Origin of the sequence: Clostridium fessum, from assembly GCF_003024715.1 — a bacterium.
GTDB classification, from domain to species: Bacteria; Bacillota; Clostridia; order Lachnospirales; family Lachnospiraceae; genus Otoolea; species Otoolea fessa.
Window position 1 is genome coordinate 474490 of sequence record NZ_PYLO01000002.1, and the last position, 16268, is coordinate 490757.

Genomic DNA, 16268 nt, shown 5'->3' on the forward strand with positions numbered 1-16268 from the left:
TTAGGAGCACTACTTCTCTTTTCCATTGTACGCAAGGAAAACGTTATCAGTACAATGTAAAAACGTTCTATAACTTTTTGGGCAAAATTTATTCAATTTTTTTACTTCCGTGATATAATGCTTAATTATAAAAACATTAGTCAGAGACCCAACTCCCACTGAGACAAATTTGCTATTACTCACCACCTGAAGAGGTGGGAGTCTTCTCGACTGAGATAAAACGAGGTGAATCAGGTGAAAAAAAAGACACTTGTGCCTCTTCTCGTTTTTTTAATGGGCATATGCCTTGTTAGTTTAGTCGTATACAACACAGATACTCATGAAAAAGAGCAGAGCCGCACAACAGCACAATTAAATGCAACAACCTATGGAGAACGTATAGAGAATGAGATTATAAATGGAATAGAGATTACAGATGTTCTGAAACAGCTTTTGATCAGCGGAACTGGAGAAATCAATCAATTTGACACAATTGCAAAAAATATTATGTCGGATTCTGTTGAAAGCGTACAGCTTGCTCCGGCTGGTATTGTAACGGATATTTATCCGGCCGATGGAAATGAGGCAGGTAAGATTGATCTGATTCATGATAAAGAACGTGGTGAAATTTCCATATATGCAAGAGATCATCATACAATCGTTACACAGGGACCTTTTGAATTGAAACAGGGTGGATATGGAATTGCTGTCCGCAATCCTATTTATCTGAAAGATGAAAACGGGCAGGAATATTTTTGGGGATTTACCATTGTTATCCTTCGTGTTCCGGATATTTTTTCAGATGCGACAAGTGCACTTTCGAAATTTGGATATGAATATAGTCTTTCAAAAACGGATAATCCATGGAGTGATAATTATAAAGTTGTTTATCAGTCAGATCGTCAATTAACGAATCCGGTTTCCTATGACTTTACGATAGGAACGGAGAACTGGAAGTTTGAAGTAATGCCTGAAAATGGCTGGGGAAACAATACATTAATAGCAGTAATCAGTGTTTTCTTTATTGCGATTACCATGCTTTTGGTAACTCTTACCCGGATGTGGCTGGTATCAAAAGAAAATAAAAACAAATTTCAAATACTGGCACACACAGATTCTCTTACAGGTATTTACAATCGCTATGGATTCGATGAACTGGCAGAAAAGATGATTAATAAAAATCCGAAAGCGAAATTTGTGGCTGTACTTCTTGATATTGATGATTTTAAATTTATTAATGATATCTATGGACATGTTTACGGAGACAAAGCATTAAGGAGTCTGGCAGACAGTATGAAAGCTTTTTTCCCGTCTGATGCGTTACTAGGAAGAAATGGTGGAGATGAGTTCTGTATTCTTTTAAAAAATTATTCCTACGAGGATGTAAAAGAGAAGCTACAGCAATTCACTATGGCTCCAAAGACATTTTCATATAAGGGAAAAGAATATCCATTTTATATTTCTCTTGGATATTCGGAATATCCGACATTTGCGTCTAACCGTTCACAGCTTATGCGCTGTGCAGATGCAGCCCTTTACGAAATAAAACTTCATGGAAAAAATGGCTGCATGGCTTATAGGGAAGGACTTGAATTAAGGGTTCGTAAACAACTGGGATTTGCATTTAGGGATATCTCCGAGCACCTTCCAGGAGCATTTATCATATACAGAGCAGACAAAGAAGATGATGAACTCTTTTATGCAAATCAGGAGTTTCTTCATATGGCCGGATATAAAGATATGGATGAACTATTCAGACTTACAAAGAAAAGTTTCAGCAACCTGATACGGGAAGATGAGAAGAAGAAGATAGAAGCAAGCATTTGGAAACAGATTGATAATGGCAATGGAAATGACTATATCCACTTTCATTTACGAAGAGCGGATGGATCGTATCTGTCTGTGCTTGACCATGGGAGAATTGTTGAGAGCCAGCAATATGGCAAAGTATTTTATGTATTGTTCATGGACTGGGAGGATATGAAAAGTCATTACAGTGAAAAATTTTCCGGATAATCGAAGGAAATATTGTAAAAAATATCGTTGTAAATAGAAAAATCCTGCTCATATTCATATATTGAACAGGATTTTTTTAAATCGCATGTGGAGCGAGGCGAACGCGGCAGCTCCGAGGAATATCTGACGGTAACGCAGTTCAAGGTGCATCAGGAACAGGCGCGGCTGGCAGAATTCACAGAGCAGAACCGTCAGCAGGAAAAACAGGCAGCAACGCTTGGGAGCAAAATTGAAAAAATCCAGAATCAGCGGGTCGATGTGCGGTCTATCGAAAAAATCGTGGCAACGTCCATTCCCTTCTCATCCAAAGTTGCCGTGGAGCGTGAGGACTTTGACCGACTTTCCACTCTGGCAAAGAAGTACGTTACAGCAGAGAAAAAGGAATCCAAACTGCAAAAGGCGGTGGATGCGGCAAACAAACTAATTGCAAAGCTCAAGGCTGAGATTGACAGTTTGAAACAGAAAATTTCTGATTATAAGTCTGTCCACAGCAAGCTCCGTGCGGCGGAATTGGAGCGTGAAAATACGGAGAGGAACGCCGCAGGGCGGCAAGCGAAGCAGCGAAAAACGAATAAAAGGGTTTTAGGGCTTCGTTGATTGTTGCGTTGGCAACCCCACCGCAATGGTCGTGCCCTTCTCCGAACTTTTCTCCACCCAAACGGAGCCGCCGTGGAGGTCGGCGATCTCCCATACCAGTGAGAGCCCCAGTCCTGCGCCACCGTATTCCCGGCTGCGAGACTTGTCCACCCGGAAGAAGGGCTGGAAGATACTGCGCTGATACACCTCCGGGATGCCGCAGCCAGTGTCGGAGACGCGGAGCAGGAGCTTTTCCAACTCCTGAGTGACAGAAACCCGTACCGAGCCGCCCGGCCGGTTGTACTTGACAGCATTCTCCGTCAGGTTGAAGATCAGCCGGTAAATCAGTGCATCGCTGCCGGTCATAATGCCGTCGCCCTCCGCCGTCAGCGTGACGCCGAGCTTATCTGAGAGCGGCGCAAGATCTGTGAAGATCTCCTCGATCATAGGAGCGAGCTGGATCCGCTCGTTCCGCGCCACCTGCTGCAGATTGCTCATCTCCAGCAGTGTCCTGGTCATCTGTATCAGCCGTTCCGTCTGCTCACGCAAAAGCGTGAGGAACTCCGCCGTCTCCGGTCGCACATCAGGATGCTCCGCGGAAAACAGCTCCAACTGCGCCTGCATTAGTGCCAGTGGCGTGCGCAGCTCGTGGGCGGCGTTGCCGGTGAACTGCCGCTGGGCGGAAAAGGCGTTGTTCAGCCGCTCCAGCATCTGGTTGAACGAGCGGCTCAGCTGCCGGAACTCCGAAATAGCGTCTTCATCGATCCTCATATCGGCAAGATTGTTCAGCTGCACCTGCTCCACCTGCGAGGTAAAGCTGCGCAGGGGCTTGAGAGCGCGTCCGCTGACGAAATAGGCGAGGATGCCGCTGAGCAGCGTTATCGCCGCCGTGATGTACCAGTTGGTGGTGCGGAAGCGCCCCTGCACCCCATCGACAATGATCGTCAGATCCTCGCCAGGGGCTATGAGCTGTGGGTCAAAGCTCGCCGCTCCGCCATCATTCAGGATCACCGTGCCGCCGCCTTGTAAGTTGTCCGCAATGGTGTCCATATAATACACACCGGAGGAGCACAGCAGCAGATTCATGGCCACGCAGGTGACACCGATGAGCAGGACGGACATCAGCGTGATGCGCCACTGCAGGGAAAGCCGCTTCATTCCTCCTCACCTCCCATCAGATAGCCCTCGCCGATGCGGTTGCGGATGGGGTCATAGCCCAGCACGGCGCGGAGCTTTTTGCGCAGGGCGGAGATGTGGACGCGAATGGAATTGCTGAAGCTGTCCACGCTATTGTCCCAAACGTGATCCATCAGCTCCTCCTGACTTACTGGCCTTCCTTGATGCACCATCAGGTATTCCAGGATTCCTGTTTCCTTCCGGGTGAGCGTCAGCGCCTGCCCGTTGACGGTGGCGGTACGGGAGCGGGTGTCAAAGGTCAGTCCTCCGCAGCTTAGCAGCACATCCTGCTGGGTGAACTGCCGCAATGTCAGGCTGCGGATGCGGGCCTCCAGCTCGGCAAGGTGGAAGGGCTTCGCCAGATAGTCGTTCGCCCCGGCGTCCAGCCCCTGCACCTTGTCCTCCACTTCGCTGCGGGCGGAGAGGATCAGCACCCGCGTCTCCCGGTCGGTCTGCCGCAGGGTGCGCAGCACCGTCATGCCGTCCTTTTTCGGCAGATTCAGATCAAGAAGCACCAGATCGTATCGTTCCACGCCCAGAAGCGCCAGCGCTTTTTCCCCGTCATAGCAGTAGTCCACGCTGTAGGCCAGCCGCCGCAGGCTGCGGACGATGGTCTCGCACAGGGCGCGTTCATCTTCAATTACTAAAAGGTGCATGAGAGCCCTCCTTTTTATTTCTTCGTTTTTGTGTTGCTTTCATTATAGCAAAAACAGATAAGGTTTGTGTTAAGTTTTCGTTCTTAACAGAGACTTTAACTCTCCCGCGCTATGATAGGGACAGAAAATCGGAAAGGGTGATGAAAAATGAGCTGCGAGAAAAAGGCAGCGGCGCAGATCGTGCTGCTGATGGCCGGAGCCGCCATGCTGTGCTTCGGTGTCTGGCGGGGCGAGGCGGCGACAGTGCTGAGCAAAGCAATCAAATTATGTCTGGAGTGTGTGGGCATTGGGTAAAAAGTTTTCAGGCGTTTCACAGACCATGTCCCGCTTCCGGGGCTGGATTCAGGCGGGGGCGACGCTGCTGACCAACCTGCATCTGCCGAACTTTCTCAAGGGCGGACTGTATCAGGGGGCGGGGAAGACCGTCTGCGTGCCGGGGCTGAACTGCTACTCCTGTCCGTCGGCGTCCGGGGCCTGCCCCATTGGGGCGTTTCAGGCGGTGGTGGGGTCTTCCAAGTTCAGCTTCTCCTACTATATCATAGGCTTCCTCATTCTGCTGGGCGTGCTGCTGGGGCGCTTTATCTGCGGCTTTCTATGCCCCTTCGGCTGGTTTCAGGAGCTGCCGCACAAAATCCCCACTAAGAAGCTTTCCACAAAGAGGCTGAAACTGCTGGCATACCTGAAATACGCTGTCCTGCTGGTGATGGTTTTCCTGCTACCGGCATTCCTTGTGAACGATGTTGGCATGGGAGACCCGTTCTTCTGCAAATACCTCTGCCCCCAAGGCGTGCTGGAGGGAGCTATCCCGCTGTCCCTTGCCAATTCCGGCATCCGGGCGGCGCTGGGCAAGCTGTTTACATGGAAATTCAGCATCCTGCTGTCGGTGATTGCGCTGAGCGTACTGTTCTACCGACCGTTCTGCAAGTGGCTCTGCCCGCTGGGCGCGTTCTACGCGCTGTTCAACCGGGTGTCCCTCTTCCAGATGAAGGTGGATAAGAATAAGTGCGTTTCCTGCGGGAAATGCGCCAGAGCCTGCAAGATGGATGTGGATGTGACGAAAACGCCCAACCATACCGAGTGCATCCGCTGCGGAATGTGCATCCGCGCCTGTCCGACGAAAGCCGTGTGCTTCCGCTACGGCTTCGGAGACGGTAAAGATAAGGCAAAAGCAGCGGAAACACTACAGACAAACAACACTAACAGGGAGGAATAAAACGAATGAAGATGAATAGGACGAATACTGCCGGCAGAATTCTGGCGCTGCTGCTTACTGCACTGATGGTGCTCTCTCTGGCAGCCTGCGGCACAAAGGGCGGAGACAAAATGGACGGAATGAGTAGCGAACCGAAGAATGCCGAGGAAGCGGTTGCCATGCACAAGGAGCTAATGGCGCAGGAAAATGCCATTCTCTCGGAGAACACAGCGCTTTGGGAAAAAGTTTTCATAGCGGCCGACAAGGGCATGACCATGCAGGAGGACGGCAAAAACTATGGTGAGTTCTTGTTGGACACCATCGAAGATTCCAAAGATCAGTTTACAGAGGATGAGCTGAAGCTGCTCAAGGAGGCGGCAGAGAAGATCCGCGAGATTGAAAACAAGCTGACCATGATAGAGAAAAAGTACCCCGAGGCGGCACAGCAATCTACGGATGGCGCTATGAGCGTGCCCGCGGGCAGCGACATGACCACGCCGCCTGATGACGGCAGTATGCAGAAATTTCCCGTCTTTGAGGGCAAGGACCTGGATGGCAACACGGTGAAGAGCGACGAGCTGTTCTCCGCCAACGCCGTCACCGTGGTGAATTTCTGGTTCACCACCTGCAATCCCTGCGTAGGCGAGCTTTCCGAGCTGGATGCGCTGAACAAGGAACTGGCGGAGAAGGGCGGCTCCCTCATCGGCGTCAACACCTTCACGCTGGACGGCGACGAAACGGCAATTTCCGAGGCGAAGGATGTGCTTGCCAAGAAGGGCGCCACCTATCAGAATGTGTATTTTGACTCCGACGGTGAGGCGGGAAAGTTTACCACCAACATCTTTGCCTATCCCACCACCTATGTGGTCGACCGCAGCGGCAATATCGTGGGTGAACCCATCGTAGGCGCCATCACGGAAAAGAAGCAGGCGGAGACTCTGCAAAAGCTCATCGACCAGGCTCTTGCCGCCGATATGGGCTGACAAACGAATTTATCTTCTCCGAAAGGAGGGATACACCATGTATCGGAGAGTATTGCCGCTTCTGCTCACCGCGGTACTGCTGCTGAGCGGCTTTCACAAAGCCCATTGAAGAGCCTGCCGTGGTGGAACTGGAGGACCTGAGCCACGGCATGCGCCGTACAGAGGTCAGAAGCCGTGCCGGAGATTCTCACCTTGGTCATGTGTTCACTGGCGATCCGGAGTCCCCAATGGCGTGCGCTACTGTATCAACAGTGCGGCCCTGCGCTTTGTGCCTTACGCAAAGATGAAAGCAGAGGGTTACGGATATCTTCTGTATCTGTTCGAGGAATGAGTTCGCAAAATACTGTTATGTTTCTTAATATTTTTGCTATCAACATGTTCTCCTGCGGCCTTACGATCTGTCAAATCCATCCATGCTTTTGCCTTAAATGGAATCAAATATGCCGCATCCAAGACAGTCACTCCGTGCTTAAACTCTACGTCCTCATAGGTAACCTTGACTCCAAGAACTTTATCGAGATATTCCATGTCATCACCTGCATTCTTAACTCTTTTTCTGTATTATAACTTTTTTTGAGTTAAGATACAATATTTGAGTTAAGAGCAGTCAAAGATCAACATTATAAAAAATCATTTTCAAAGAAAAAAGCCCGGTGCAGCATGAGCATTACACCCACACTGCACCGGACATTCCATCATCGACTGCTTTGTCTATTTTCTTCTTCCTGCCGCACTTCCTGCTCATGCAGCTGCTCTTTTTCTGCTCGTCCTCTTTCAGGTTTTCCTGCATAATCTTCTGCGCCACAAGCCAATCCTGCATTTCCGATTTGGTCTTGCGGTACTCTGCATGTGTTCGTCCGTCAACGGCAAAATTGGACTTCATGGATTAAACAAATGTGTGTCTCCCTCTTTTTTATCGCAACATCATTCTATCCCTGTTGTATTTGAAAATGTATATGTACTCTTCTGATATATCCCCTTGTTTCTAAAATAATTTTCAAATGCATTTCAAAATTTTATTCTAAAATTTCTATAATTGCATGTTCAACTTGATGTTCTTTTATTTTGTCAATGATTATATGCATATTTTCTATTTCTAATTCTATTTTTGTATCCCCATCCTTTGGTACCATACCAAATTTTTGAAATACAAATCCAGTAAATGTGTCACAATCTTCTGCTGTAAATGTAACACCTATAGCGTCTTCAATATCACTTAATCGTATATTTCCTTTCACTTCCCACTTGTTATCGCTTATTCTTATAATAACAGTTTCTTCTTCCGACGATATTGGTTCAATATCGTTTAAATCGCCAACAATTTCTTCTAATAAATCAAAAAGAGTTACTATTCCAACCACTCCACCATGCTCATCTAATACAATCGCCATAGATTGCTTCGATTGTTTCATATTTTTAAAAAGCACATCTGCTTTTGTAGTTTCCATAACAAAGTATGGTGCAGAAATTGCAGAATCTATAACCATATCCTTACTTTTTTCTTTTAATCTAAAATAGTCTTTTGCATTTAAAATACCAATAACATGATCTATCGAATCTCCACAGACGGGATAAAGGGTATGTCGTGTATTGTGGATCGTTTCATCCCACTCCTTCACATCATCAGACATCCATAATATTGTCACATCTGTTCGATGTGTAGCAATCGTACCAGCCATAATATCATTAAATTCAAAAACATTTTGAATAAACTCTTTTTCTTGATGATCTATTGTTCCTTTTTCACTTCCCGCATCAACAAGCATACGTATTTCTTCTTCACCTACTTGATCTTCCGCTTCATTTGGATCAATACCACAAATCCTCAAGACAATATTTGTTGATATTGAAAGAAATGAAACGATTGGCTTAAATAGGATAGAGATTCCCGTAACCAATCCTGAAATCCCCATTGCCAGTTCTTCAGATTTTTTCATTGCGATTCTCTTTGGAACTAATTCGCCAAAAACCAACGTGAAATATGATAAAATCAATGTAATCAATATAACAGCTATGGTATCTAAAGTAGAACGTGGAATATTCACGCCCATCCCAACAACCCAATCAACTAAAGGTTCTGAGAAATTATCTGCTGCAAAAGCACTTCCTAAAAATCCCGACAATGTGATTGCAACCTGAATTGTCGCAAGAAATCGTGCCGGCTCTTGCGTTAATCGTACTAATCTCTTTGCCCGACCATTACCTTGTTCTGCCATTCGTTCTAGCTTTGTTTCATTCATTGATAAAACAGCGATCTCTGCACTCGCAAAAATCGCGTTTAATATAATTAAAATAATCTGCACTACTAAAAGAATAAAAATTGATGTACTCATAAATAAAACCTTTCTACAATAAAATTATCTAAATATCACACTTACTTAAAAGCAACAAAAGACATGGTCTATGTTCCGAATACATAGTCCATGCCTTGCGATATATAAATAAAAATTCTATTGAATTGGTTCGCTTCAGAATCATTATCACTTTCGTCCATGTTAAATATTCCTCCTCTCAAATAGTATTGTAGTACAGTATAACAAAAAGACCTAACATAATCAATTCGAAAAAAGCAAAAGTGTGTTAAATTTATGTAAAACATAAAATCCGATTATTTTTAATTTCTTTGGGAAATTCAATTTTCTTTATCATCACTTAACATCATTTTAAAGTAAAAAGCAAGCCATTTTCAGACTTGCTTTCCACCATATCATCTTCCTTATTGATAAATCATTTCTTTATTCACAATCTCCCTTGCACATGCTTGTATATCACTCATTCTCGTCTAAAACCTCTTTCTTTGTGCGTCTATGCTTTCCCTGCTCATCATAAAACATATTTCGGGTAGCAACCTTTACTTCGGGTTGTTCCAACATTTTCCGTTCACTAAATACCAGATGAATATGATAATTCGTCTTTGCAATGGTATTTTCAATCACACATCGTTGTGTCAATTTTACCAAGAAAGGCTTTTGCCCCAGGTCACGATACCTTTTGAGGAAAAGCCCACAAGTAATCTGCCCGGTGACAATCTGAGGTATTACAGACAGAGAAAGTCTCTGACTACCAGACAGCTTGCAGAGCAAATAGATGTTGTACCCGCAACTATCCTGATGTATGAACGAAATAAGCACCCGATCAAAGATTTTGAACATAACCCTATTTCTGATCAGTTGCTGGAAAGTATGGAAGCCAGCAAAAAAATAGCAGATAGTTTAGCGCCCATTCTGGAGCAAGAGGAAAAACTCAAGCGAATCGCAGAAGGTGCTACTGCACATATCCCCAATTTTGAGATTCCGACGCTTGCGTTGGATGCAATTTCAGAACCTTCGCCAGCTATGAAAGCGATTGCTGAACAGAGTAAAGCTATGAAGTTGGCTACCAGCGTAGGTACTGCAATAGATGCCCTACAACACAGTAGTACCATCCAGACTTTAGGAGAACTTGCAATAGTCGCTAATGTCCCCAACTATACTTTCAAGAATCCGCTGCTTGAACAAGCCAATTTAGGGATGACGGCGATGCTCCAGTCTTTCAATAATAGTGCGGTAAAACTACTTGCGGATTCTGTTCATGGAATTATAAGCTCCTTTGGGTCTGCACTTACAGCGACAATTCATTCGCCTGTGATGGATTGGCTTCAGAGCATTGACATCTCTCCAATGCGCTCTGTGTTGGAGAATCTTGCACTGGAACCGGATATTCTTGGGAGATACAAGAAGTTCAATCAAGCGTACTTGACGGCTATGTATGAATGCAAATGGTTCCCCTACGCTGGCTGGGCAGCGGATATTACCATGACAGCGGAAATATCGGACATCCTGGCAACAAGCCGAGGTGCAAGTAAGCGACGAGAAAAGCGTATCGACAAGGTCATTCTCGACTATTACGACAAGAATGAAATCAAATTCATCAAGCGAATATGGAGAGAATCTGATTTAGAACCACATATCAAACGAATTCTGGGACAGGCTCTTGAAGCACATCTCCGTGGTGAATATGCCCTGTGTATTTCCAGCTTGGCAACTATGTGGGAGGGCTTAATCTACATAAAGGCAAACAATGCTACCATGCAGGATCGTCACCGGCAAAGGATGGCGATCACTAAAAAAGAACTGGAAGATCTGATCGAGGCAAACGACTACGACAAGATCTTCAGCGATTATTTTAATACCTTCATTGTTTCTCAGTGCAATAAGGTTGATGATGTGGTTGATGGTGTGCCGAACCGGCATGGCGTTTCTCACAGCTGGTATCACAGCTATCCGAGCAAAAAAGCTTCTCTGAATGCTATTTTGCTTACCGACTTCATAATTGGTCTGGAGCCACTTGAAGGCACCCAGGCCAGTGCATAAAGAAAATACGAATCGAGGTACACACGATGTCTAACGATAAAATCCAAGCGGTAGGAGTAAATATTGCAGAAAAAGCAACGATGATCTGGAATGTGGCAGATATGCTCCGTGGCCCCTTTAAGCCCCATGAGTACGGACTTGTAATCCTTCCTATGACCGTGGTTAAACGTTTCCACGACTGTCTGCTTCCCACCCACGAAGCAGTCTTGGCACAGTATGAAAAGGTCAAGAAGCTGGCCGTCATTGATGGCTTTCTGACCAAGGCTTCCGGTTATCAGTTCTACAATACCAGCAAGTTCACATTTGAAAAGCTGCTGGCTGACCCGGATAACATCGAAGCCAACTTCCGGGACTATCTGGCTGGGTTCTCTCCCAATGTCCAGGATGTTCTGTCCAAATTCGATTTTGACAACATCATCAAGAGAAACAGTATGAATGTCATAATCGGATCAGTTGGCATATCCCATTATTTCGGATGTGTTAGCCCTGTCTATTATGTTTTCAAGGAAACAGAAGATGCTGATTTAAGGTTTATTAGTTACATCTTTAGCACTGTAGGTTTTCAGAAAGAGCTGCGGAAATATGCCAAGGGTATTATGGAAATTCGTTTAAGAATATCCGTATCAGATACACTTAGACGGGTTGTGCCATTACCAAAACTGGAAGAACAAGCCTGCCAGGTATCATGCTGATACAGCACCCAGCAGTGCTTTCTGAAAATATGGTTTCTCTGTACTTTTTCTTATCACCCCAGAGATGTAGGATTTCTCACAGGCGGCAGTGTGCTTCACTGCTCCATTGGAATTTAACCATCCCGCCTTCCTTATGGCCGGACCGCGAATTACGGAAGTATCATTGTCCCTGTCTGGCTTTAGCACCGCCGCCGGTTGCAATCCGGCATTTGCTTCTGCGAAACCGCTATCGCCCCGATGGGCTTCATGGCGTGCAGTCGATGGCTCGACCAAACAGGAATGTACCTGAAGAATGAGTATTCAGTTTTCAAGGGACATCCGGACTTTCGTCCTTACAAAGTAAGTTTAACAAGAATCCTCCGGTTTCGCGTTGGCCTCGTAGGCGCACTTTGGTTGTCCTTGCAGGACTACATATGGTTTGTTTTGATTTTTTCAGTGTCCTATGCAGTCGGATTGGGGCAAAAAAAATACCTCGTTGGTTTCCCAACGAGGCATCGAAGACGATTCTATCTCATACGACTTCACATCATGCATCCGAAGATTTGTTTTACAAAATTCGCTTGTTTTTTTCCAGAACGCTTAAACTGATCATATGCTCCTTCTGCATGAATAATCAGCATTTCAATTTCTGGAGCAGTAATGACATTTACCACGTCAATTTTCTGCTCATATGCTTTACTCAATCGAAATTCCTCTCTGCGAGAATCCAAAATCCGTATCACAGAAATCTGCTCATCGAATCCTTTCCGTAAGTACTATGCATAAAAGCACAGCCGCAGAGTACATCTGTGGCTGTGTTTTGTGTTCAGTTGCTCACTGTTGCGTGGACTGGATATGGAGAGACAACATATCTCCCGATCTTACATGGGTGATCTTATCTGCCATCACTCTGGCAGTTTTCCTTGCAGATATGTCGGCATCCCCACTGCGGTCGTATCCGGCCTGACCTTAAACATGGCTTTTTCAATCTACCTTCCTTATCGGTTTTCCGCGATATGTTTCTCCGCCATGTGGACTGCCACCGCGCCGTCCGCCACGGCGGTGACCACCTGACGGAGGGGCTTCGTCCGCACGTCGCCCACGGCGTAAACGCCGGGAATACTGGTTTCCGTGGTCTCTCCGGCCACGATATAGCCGCCGCCGTCCAGCGCCAGTTGACCCACCGCCAGCGCCGTGGCGGGCTGTCGGCCCACGCTGACAAATACGCCGTCGCAGTCCACCACGCTTTCCTCACCGGTGACGGTGTCCCGCAGGCGTACGCCGGTCAGCCTGTCCCCGGAAAGCAGCGCGGAAACGGTGCTGTTCCAGCGGAATTCCACATTTTCGGTCTGTTCCAGTGGCTCGTGATAGATCTTGGTGGCCCGCAGGGTGTCTCTGCGGTGGACGAGGATCACCTTTTTCGCCACGCGGCTGAGAAGGAGGGCATCTGCCGCGGCGGAATTGCCGCCGCCCACCACGACCACCGTTTTGTCCTTGTAAAACATCCCATCGCAGGCGGCGCAGTAGGCCACGCCCCGGCCCAACAGCTCCGTCTCTCCGGCAACGCCCAGCGTTCTGGGGTCTGCGCCGGTGGCCAGCACCACGGTTTTCCCCCGGAAGATCCCCTCGCTGGTCTCCACGAGCTTGGGAACCGCCGTCAGATCCATGCGGAGAACTTCCGCGTATTCGCTGCGTGCCCCAAAACGCTCCGCCTGCTTTTGCATCTTCTCCGCCAGAGAGAAGCCGTCGATCCCGTTCTCAAAGCCGGGGTAGTTGTCGATCTGCTCGGTCAGGGCCATCTGCCCGCCAGCAGACAGCTTTTCCAGCACGACGGTGTCCAGCCCCGCCCGGGCCGCCGCCCACCACGAGCATATCATAAACATGATTGTTGTTCATATCTGAATCCTCCGTTATTTCGCCAAGGCTTCCTGAATGAAGCGGTCGATCTCTGCCTTTGAGCCGGGCGCGGTGATGGAATCCACGGCCTTTCCGTTCCGGTACAGCACCAGAGTTGGGATGACCTCGATCCCCTCGGCCCCCGCCAGCCGCGGCTCCTCGTCAATATTGATCTTGCTGACAACGAGGCTGTCCGCGTATTCCTCTCCAATCTTCTCATACGCAGGGCCGATCCTCCGGCAATAGCCGCACCAGGGCGCCCAGAAATCCACCAAAACGGGCTTTTCGCCCCGGGTCGCCTGCTCAAACTGCTCCTGATTCATATTCATAGCTGCCATATCTGTCAGCTCCTTTCTTTTGTTTGGGTATTCTCAAGACTCCGTTCTCGCCCCACACCACATCGTGACCTCAACCTGAGATGACGGTACTCTGCCCTTGGGACATAAAGCAGATGAGTAAGACCATCATCTGTACGAGAATAGCTGCGGTTTGTTGCAGCTTATTCCGCGCAGAGCTCCGCCACAAGAGCGTCCATCTGCGCTTCGCTGGTTTGGTTCAGTGCGCCGCGCAGCGATACCTCCGTTTCACACAGTCGGAGTTCCTTCATCTTTTCCAACTCGGCGCGCATCAGCCGCGCGGCAGCAGGGGCCCATGAGCCGTTTTCCATGAGGCCGATCCGGCGGTTTCGGAATCCCTTTGTCTGTAAATGATCCAAAAAGGCCTTCATGGGCGGGAACAGTCCTCCGTCATAAGTGGAGCAGGCCAACACCAGTTTCCCGCAGTAGAACGCACTGGCAACAGCGTAGGAAAGATCTGTCACAGTGAGATCACATATGCTGACCTGCACGCCTTTTTTCTCTAATTTACCCTTGAGGGTCTTCGCCGCATGGGCAGTATTTCCATGGATGGATGCGTGGGCAATCAGTATGCTCTCCGATTCTTCTGGTTCCCATTGTGACCAGAGATCATAGAGCCGCAGACACTCCTCCAGCCCTTCTGTAAGCACGGGACCATGGAGCGGGCAGATCGTTTGGATCTCCAGCGCGGAGGTCTTTTTCAGCAGAGCCTGCACCTGTGCGCCATATTTCCCGATAATATTGTAATAATACCGTCGGGCCTGCGGCACCCAGGGGGCACGGGCAGTCCGTTCCAGTGAGCCAAAGCGTCCGAAGGCATCCGCCGAGAACAAGATTTTTTCCGTTTCCTCATACGCCGTCATCACCTCCGGCCAGTGTACCATCGGTGCCAGCAGGAAGCGCAGCCGGTGTGAGCCCAGAGAGATCGTGCTGCCCTCGCCAACCTCCAGCATACGGTCTTCCGACAATGCACCCGTGCCAAAGAACTGCTTGATCAGGGTAAATGTTTTCGCGTTTCCCACGATCTTCATCTCCGGGTACTCTTGCGCTATCCGCATGAGGCTGCCGGAATGATCCGGCTCCATGTGTGTGACCACAAGATAATCGGGGTTGCGCCCCCCCAACACCTGCGCTACATTGGAAAGCCATTCCACCGCCGCCCGTGCGTCCACGCTGTCCATCACGGCGATTTTCTCGTCCAGAATGACATAGGAGTTGTAGCTCACTCCCATAGGCTGGACGGGGTACTGGTTTTCAAAGAGTGCCAATGTGTTATCATCCACCCCTACATAGCGGATGGCATCTGTTACCGTTCGGATATCCATATAAAAAATACCTCCTATTCTGATGTCTTTGGTTTTCTTATAAATCGTCTATCAGTGCGGTGCTCTTGGCGTAGGCGGTACTGCGTGCCTCAAAGAAATCGGTCTTGACCATATTGGCGTCAGCGTACTGGCTGACCCATTCCATGCTCTCCGGTTCGCTCTCAAAGCCCGGATACAATGCCGGATAGCCAAGGCTCGTCCAGCGAAGATTCCCGAGATAGCGGATGTAATCGCTAATCATCTGCCGGTTCAACCCCGGGATGTCGTCGCCGATCACATAATGCCCCCATGCGATCTCCTGCTCCACGCCCTCACGCATCATCTCGCGCAGCGCTTGTACGCTCTCGGCGGTGAACAACTCCGGCTGCTCCTTTTGCAGCTCCGTGATGATATTGCGGAACAGCCACAAGTGCGTGTTCTCGTCGCGGTTTATATAGCGGATCTCCTGCGCCGAGCCGGGCATCTTCCCGTTTCGGGAGAGATTGTAGAAGAACATAAAGCCGCTGTAAAAATAGATGCCCTCCAAAATATAGTTCGCCATCATCACGCGCAGCAGCGTGGGAGCGTCCTTCCGCTCCTGAAACTCGTTGTAGCAGTCCCCAATGAAGGTGTTGCGGCGCAGCAGATGCTCGTCCGTTTTCCATTGGTAGAGGATGTCATTGCGCTCCACGGGGGAACAGATGGTGTCGAGCATATAGCTGTAGCTCTGTGAGTGGACACACTCCTGAAACGCCTGAATGGACAGGCAGAGATTGACCTCGTTGGCTGTAATGTAGGCGCCGATATTAGGCAGGTTCGCTGTCTGAATGGAATCCAAAAAGACAAGAAAACTCAGAATTTTATCGTAGGCGCTGCGCTCGGCTGACAGCAGGCGGGGATAGTCCTTCACATCCTGCGAGAGATTGATCTCCTCAGGGATCCAAAAGTTGTTCATGGCCTGCCGGTACCAGTCGCTGACCCAAGCGTACTTCATATTGTTGAAGTCGTTGAGGTTGGTGGTATTGCCGCCGATCATGCGCCGCAGGCGCACATCAGGGTCGCCCTCCGGGTTAAAGAGGGGCTTTTTCTTCAGTTCCATCATGCTATCCTC

General features: G+C 48.3%; 15 protein-coding genes and 2 pseudogenes. 8 read left to right on the forward strand and 9 right to left on the reverse strand.

Going from position 1 to position 16268, the window contains the following annotated elements:
- Nucleotides 1–234 precede the first annotated feature (234 nt).
- Together C7U56_RS07235 and C7U56_RS07240 are read left to right on the forward strand one after the other, a co-directional pair.
- On the forward strand, nucleotides 235–1995 hold the full coding sequence (locus C7U56_RS07235) for a diguanylate cyclase domain-containing protein (protein ID WP_107001010.1): 1761 nt from the start codon (nucleotides 235–237) through the stop codon (nucleotides 1993–1995).
- 87 nt (nucleotides 1996–2082) lie between these two features.
- Nucleotides 2083–2592, forward strand: coding sequence for a GumC domain-containing protein (locus C7U56_RS07240; RefSeq protein ID WP_181357198.1), 510 nt, complete (start codon nucleotides 2083–2085; stop codon nucleotides 2590–2592).
- Here C7U56_RS07240 and C7U56_RS07245 read toward each other — a convergent pair.
- Entirely contained in the window at nucleotides 2578–3729 is a 1152-nt protein-coding gene (locus tag C7U56_RS07245; RefSeq protein ID WP_107000744.1) for a sensor histidine kinase, read from the reverse strand. The genes C7U56_RS07240 and C7U56_RS07245 overlap by 15 nt on opposite strands.
- Nucleotides 3726–4403, reverse strand: a complete 678-nt coding sequence (locus C7U56_RS07250; protein WP_107000745.1) for a response regulator transcription factor — start codon at nucleotides 4401–4403, stop codon at nucleotides 3726–3728. The genes C7U56_RS07245 and C7U56_RS07250 overlap by 4 nt, the downstream gene beginning before the upstream one ends.
- 147 nt (nucleotides 4404–4550) lie before the next feature.
- On the opposite strand from C7U56_RS07250, the gene C7U56_RS15605 reads away from it, so the two are divergent.
- The 4 genes and pseudogenes from C7U56_RS15605 to C7U56_RS07265 all read left to right on the forward strand — a co-directional run.
- Entirely contained in the window at nucleotides 4551–4697 is a 147-nt protein-coding gene (locus C7U56_RS15605; RefSeq protein ID WP_181357199.1) for a CD1871A family CXXC motif-containing protein, read from the forward strand.
- Nucleotides 4698–4722: 25 nt separating this feature from the next.
- Complete coding sequence (locus tag C7U56_RS07255; RefSeq protein ID WP_181357212.1) at nucleotides 4723–5616, forward strand: 4Fe-4S binding protein; 894 nt, start codon at nucleotides 4723–4725, stop codon at nucleotides 5614–5616.
- A 5-nt stretch (nucleotides 5617–5621) separates the two neighbouring features.
- Nucleotides 5622–6578, forward strand: a complete 957-nt coding sequence (locus tag C7U56_RS07260) for a TlpA disulfide reductase family protein (protein ID WP_107000747.1) — start codon at nucleotides 5622–5624, stop codon at nucleotides 6576–6578.
- Between the two features lie 89 nt (nucleotides 6579–6667).
- Nucleotides 6668–6909 (forward strand): annotated as a pseudogene (locus C7U56_RS07265) (peptide-methionine (R)-S-oxide reductase); the annotation flags it as partial.
- A gap of 336 nt (nucleotides 6910–7245) precedes the next feature.
- Here C7U56_RS07265 and C7U56_RS07275 read toward each other — a convergent pair.
- Nucleotides 7246–7383: a hypothetical protein gene (locus C7U56_RS07275; protein ID WP_233430213.1), complete on the reverse strand. Its 138-nt coding sequence runs from the start codon at nucleotides 7381–7383 to the stop codon at nucleotides 7246–7248.
- 211 nt (nucleotides 7384–7594) lie between these two features.
- Nucleotides 7595–8911 (reverse strand): hemolysin family protein, encoded by a 1317-nt coding sequence (locus tag C7U56_RS07280; protein ID WP_107000749.1) that lies wholly within the window; start codon nucleotides 8909–8911, stop codon nucleotides 7595–7597.
- A 777-nt stretch (nucleotides 8912–9688) separates the two neighbouring features.
- Between C7U56_RS07280 and C7U56_RS15610 the strand changes: the two genes are divergently transcribed.
- The gene (locus C7U56_RS15610) at nucleotides 9689–10930 is read left to right on the forward strand and encodes a hypothetical protein (protein ID WP_181357200.1); all 1242 of its coding nucleotides are present in this window, start codon (nucleotides 9689–9691) and stop codon (nucleotides 10928–10930) included.
- A 26-nt stretch (nucleotides 10931–10956) separates the two neighbouring features.
- Nucleotides 10957–11622, forward strand: a complete 666-nt coding sequence (locus tag C7U56_RS16210) for a type I restriction-modification system subunit M N-terminal domain-containing protein (RefSeq protein WP_333491304.1) — start codon at nucleotides 10957–10959, stop codon at nucleotides 11620–11622.
- Between the two features lie 521 nt (nucleotides 11623–12143).
- On the opposite strand, the gene C7U56_RS15930 is transcribed toward C7U56_RS16210, so the two are convergent.
- The 5 genes and pseudogenes from C7U56_RS15930 to C7U56_RS07325 all read right to left on the reverse strand — a co-directional run bounded on the left by C7U56_RS15930 (nucleotide 12144) and on the right by C7U56_RS07325 (nucleotide 16259).
- Nucleotides 12144–12305, reverse strand: a complete 162-nt coding sequence (locus C7U56_RS15930) for a hypothetical protein (protein ID WP_233430214.1) — start codon at nucleotides 12303–12305, stop codon at nucleotides 12144–12146.
- A 294-nt stretch (nucleotides 12306–12599) separates the two neighbouring features.
- A pseudogene (locus C7U56_RS07310) lies at nucleotides 12600–13497 on the reverse strand (NAD(P)/FAD-dependent oxidoreductase).
- A 14-nt stretch (nucleotides 13498–13511) separates the two neighbouring features.
- Nucleotides 13512–13835 (reverse strand): thioredoxin family protein, encoded by a 324-nt coding sequence (locus C7U56_RS07315; protein ID WP_107000750.1) that lies wholly within the window; start codon nucleotides 13833–13835, stop codon nucleotides 13512–13514.
- A gap of 161 nt (nucleotides 13836–13996) precedes the next feature.
- Nucleotides 13997–15178 (reverse strand): FprA family A-type flavoprotein, encoded by a 1182-nt coding sequence (locus C7U56_RS07320; RefSeq protein WP_107000751.1) that lies wholly within the window; start codon nucleotides 15176–15178, stop codon nucleotides 13997–13999.
- A 37-nt stretch (nucleotides 15179–15215) separates the two neighbouring features.
- On the reverse strand, nucleotides 15216–16259 hold the full coding sequence (locus C7U56_RS07325) for a ribonucleotide-diphosphate reductase subunit beta (RefSeq protein ID WP_098924544.1): 1044 nt from the start codon (nucleotides 16257–16259) through the stop codon (nucleotides 15216–15218).
- Nucleotides 16260–16268 lie beyond the last annotated feature (9 nt).

Bases quoted from the DNA above. Each gene is read 5' to 3' on its own strand.
- C7U56_RS07245 (WP_107000744.1), bottom strand. From the start codon at position 3,729: ATGAAGCGGCTTTCCCTGCAGTGGCGCATCACGCTGATGTCCGTCCTG.
- C7U56_RS07280 (WP_107000749.1), bottom strand. From the start codon at position 8,911: ATGAGTACATCAATTTTTATTCTTTTAGTAGTGCAGATTATTTTAATT.
- C7U56_RS07250 (WP_107000745.1), bottom strand. From the start codon at position 4,403: ATGCACCTTTTAGTAATTGAAGATGAACGCGCCCTGTGCGAGACCATC.
- C7U56_RS15610 (WP_181357200.1), top strand. From the start codon at position 9,689: ATGTATGAACGAAATAAGCACCCGATCAAAGATTTTGAACATAACCCT.
- C7U56_RS07255 (WP_181357212.1), top strand. From the start codon at position 4,723: ATGTCCCGCTTCCGGGGCTGGATTCAGGCGGGGGCGACGCTGCTGACC.
- C7U56_RS07315 (WP_107000750.1), bottom strand. From the start codon at position 13,835: ATGGCAGCTATGAATATGAATCAGGAGCAGTTTGAGCAGGCGACCCGG.
- C7U56_RS07260 (WP_107000747.1), top strand. From the start codon at position 5,622: ATGAAGATGAATAGGACGAATACTGCCGGCAGAATTCTGGCGCTGCTG.
- C7U56_RS16210 (WP_333491304.1), top strand. From the start codon at position 10,957: ATGTCTAACGATAAAATCCAAGCGGTAGGAGTAAATATTGCAGAAAAA.
- C7U56_RS15605 (WP_181357199.1), top strand. From the start codon at position 4,551: ATGAGCTGCGAGAAAAAGGCAGCGGCGCAGATCGTGCTGCTGATGGCC.
- C7U56_RS07320 (WP_107000751.1), bottom strand. From the start codon at position 15,178: ATGGATATCCGAACGGTAACAGATGCCATCCGCTATGTAGGGGTGGAT.
- C7U56_RS07325 (WP_098924544.1), bottom strand. From the start codon at position 16,259: ATGATGGAACTGAAGAAAAAGCCCCTCTTTAACCCGGAGGGCGACCCT.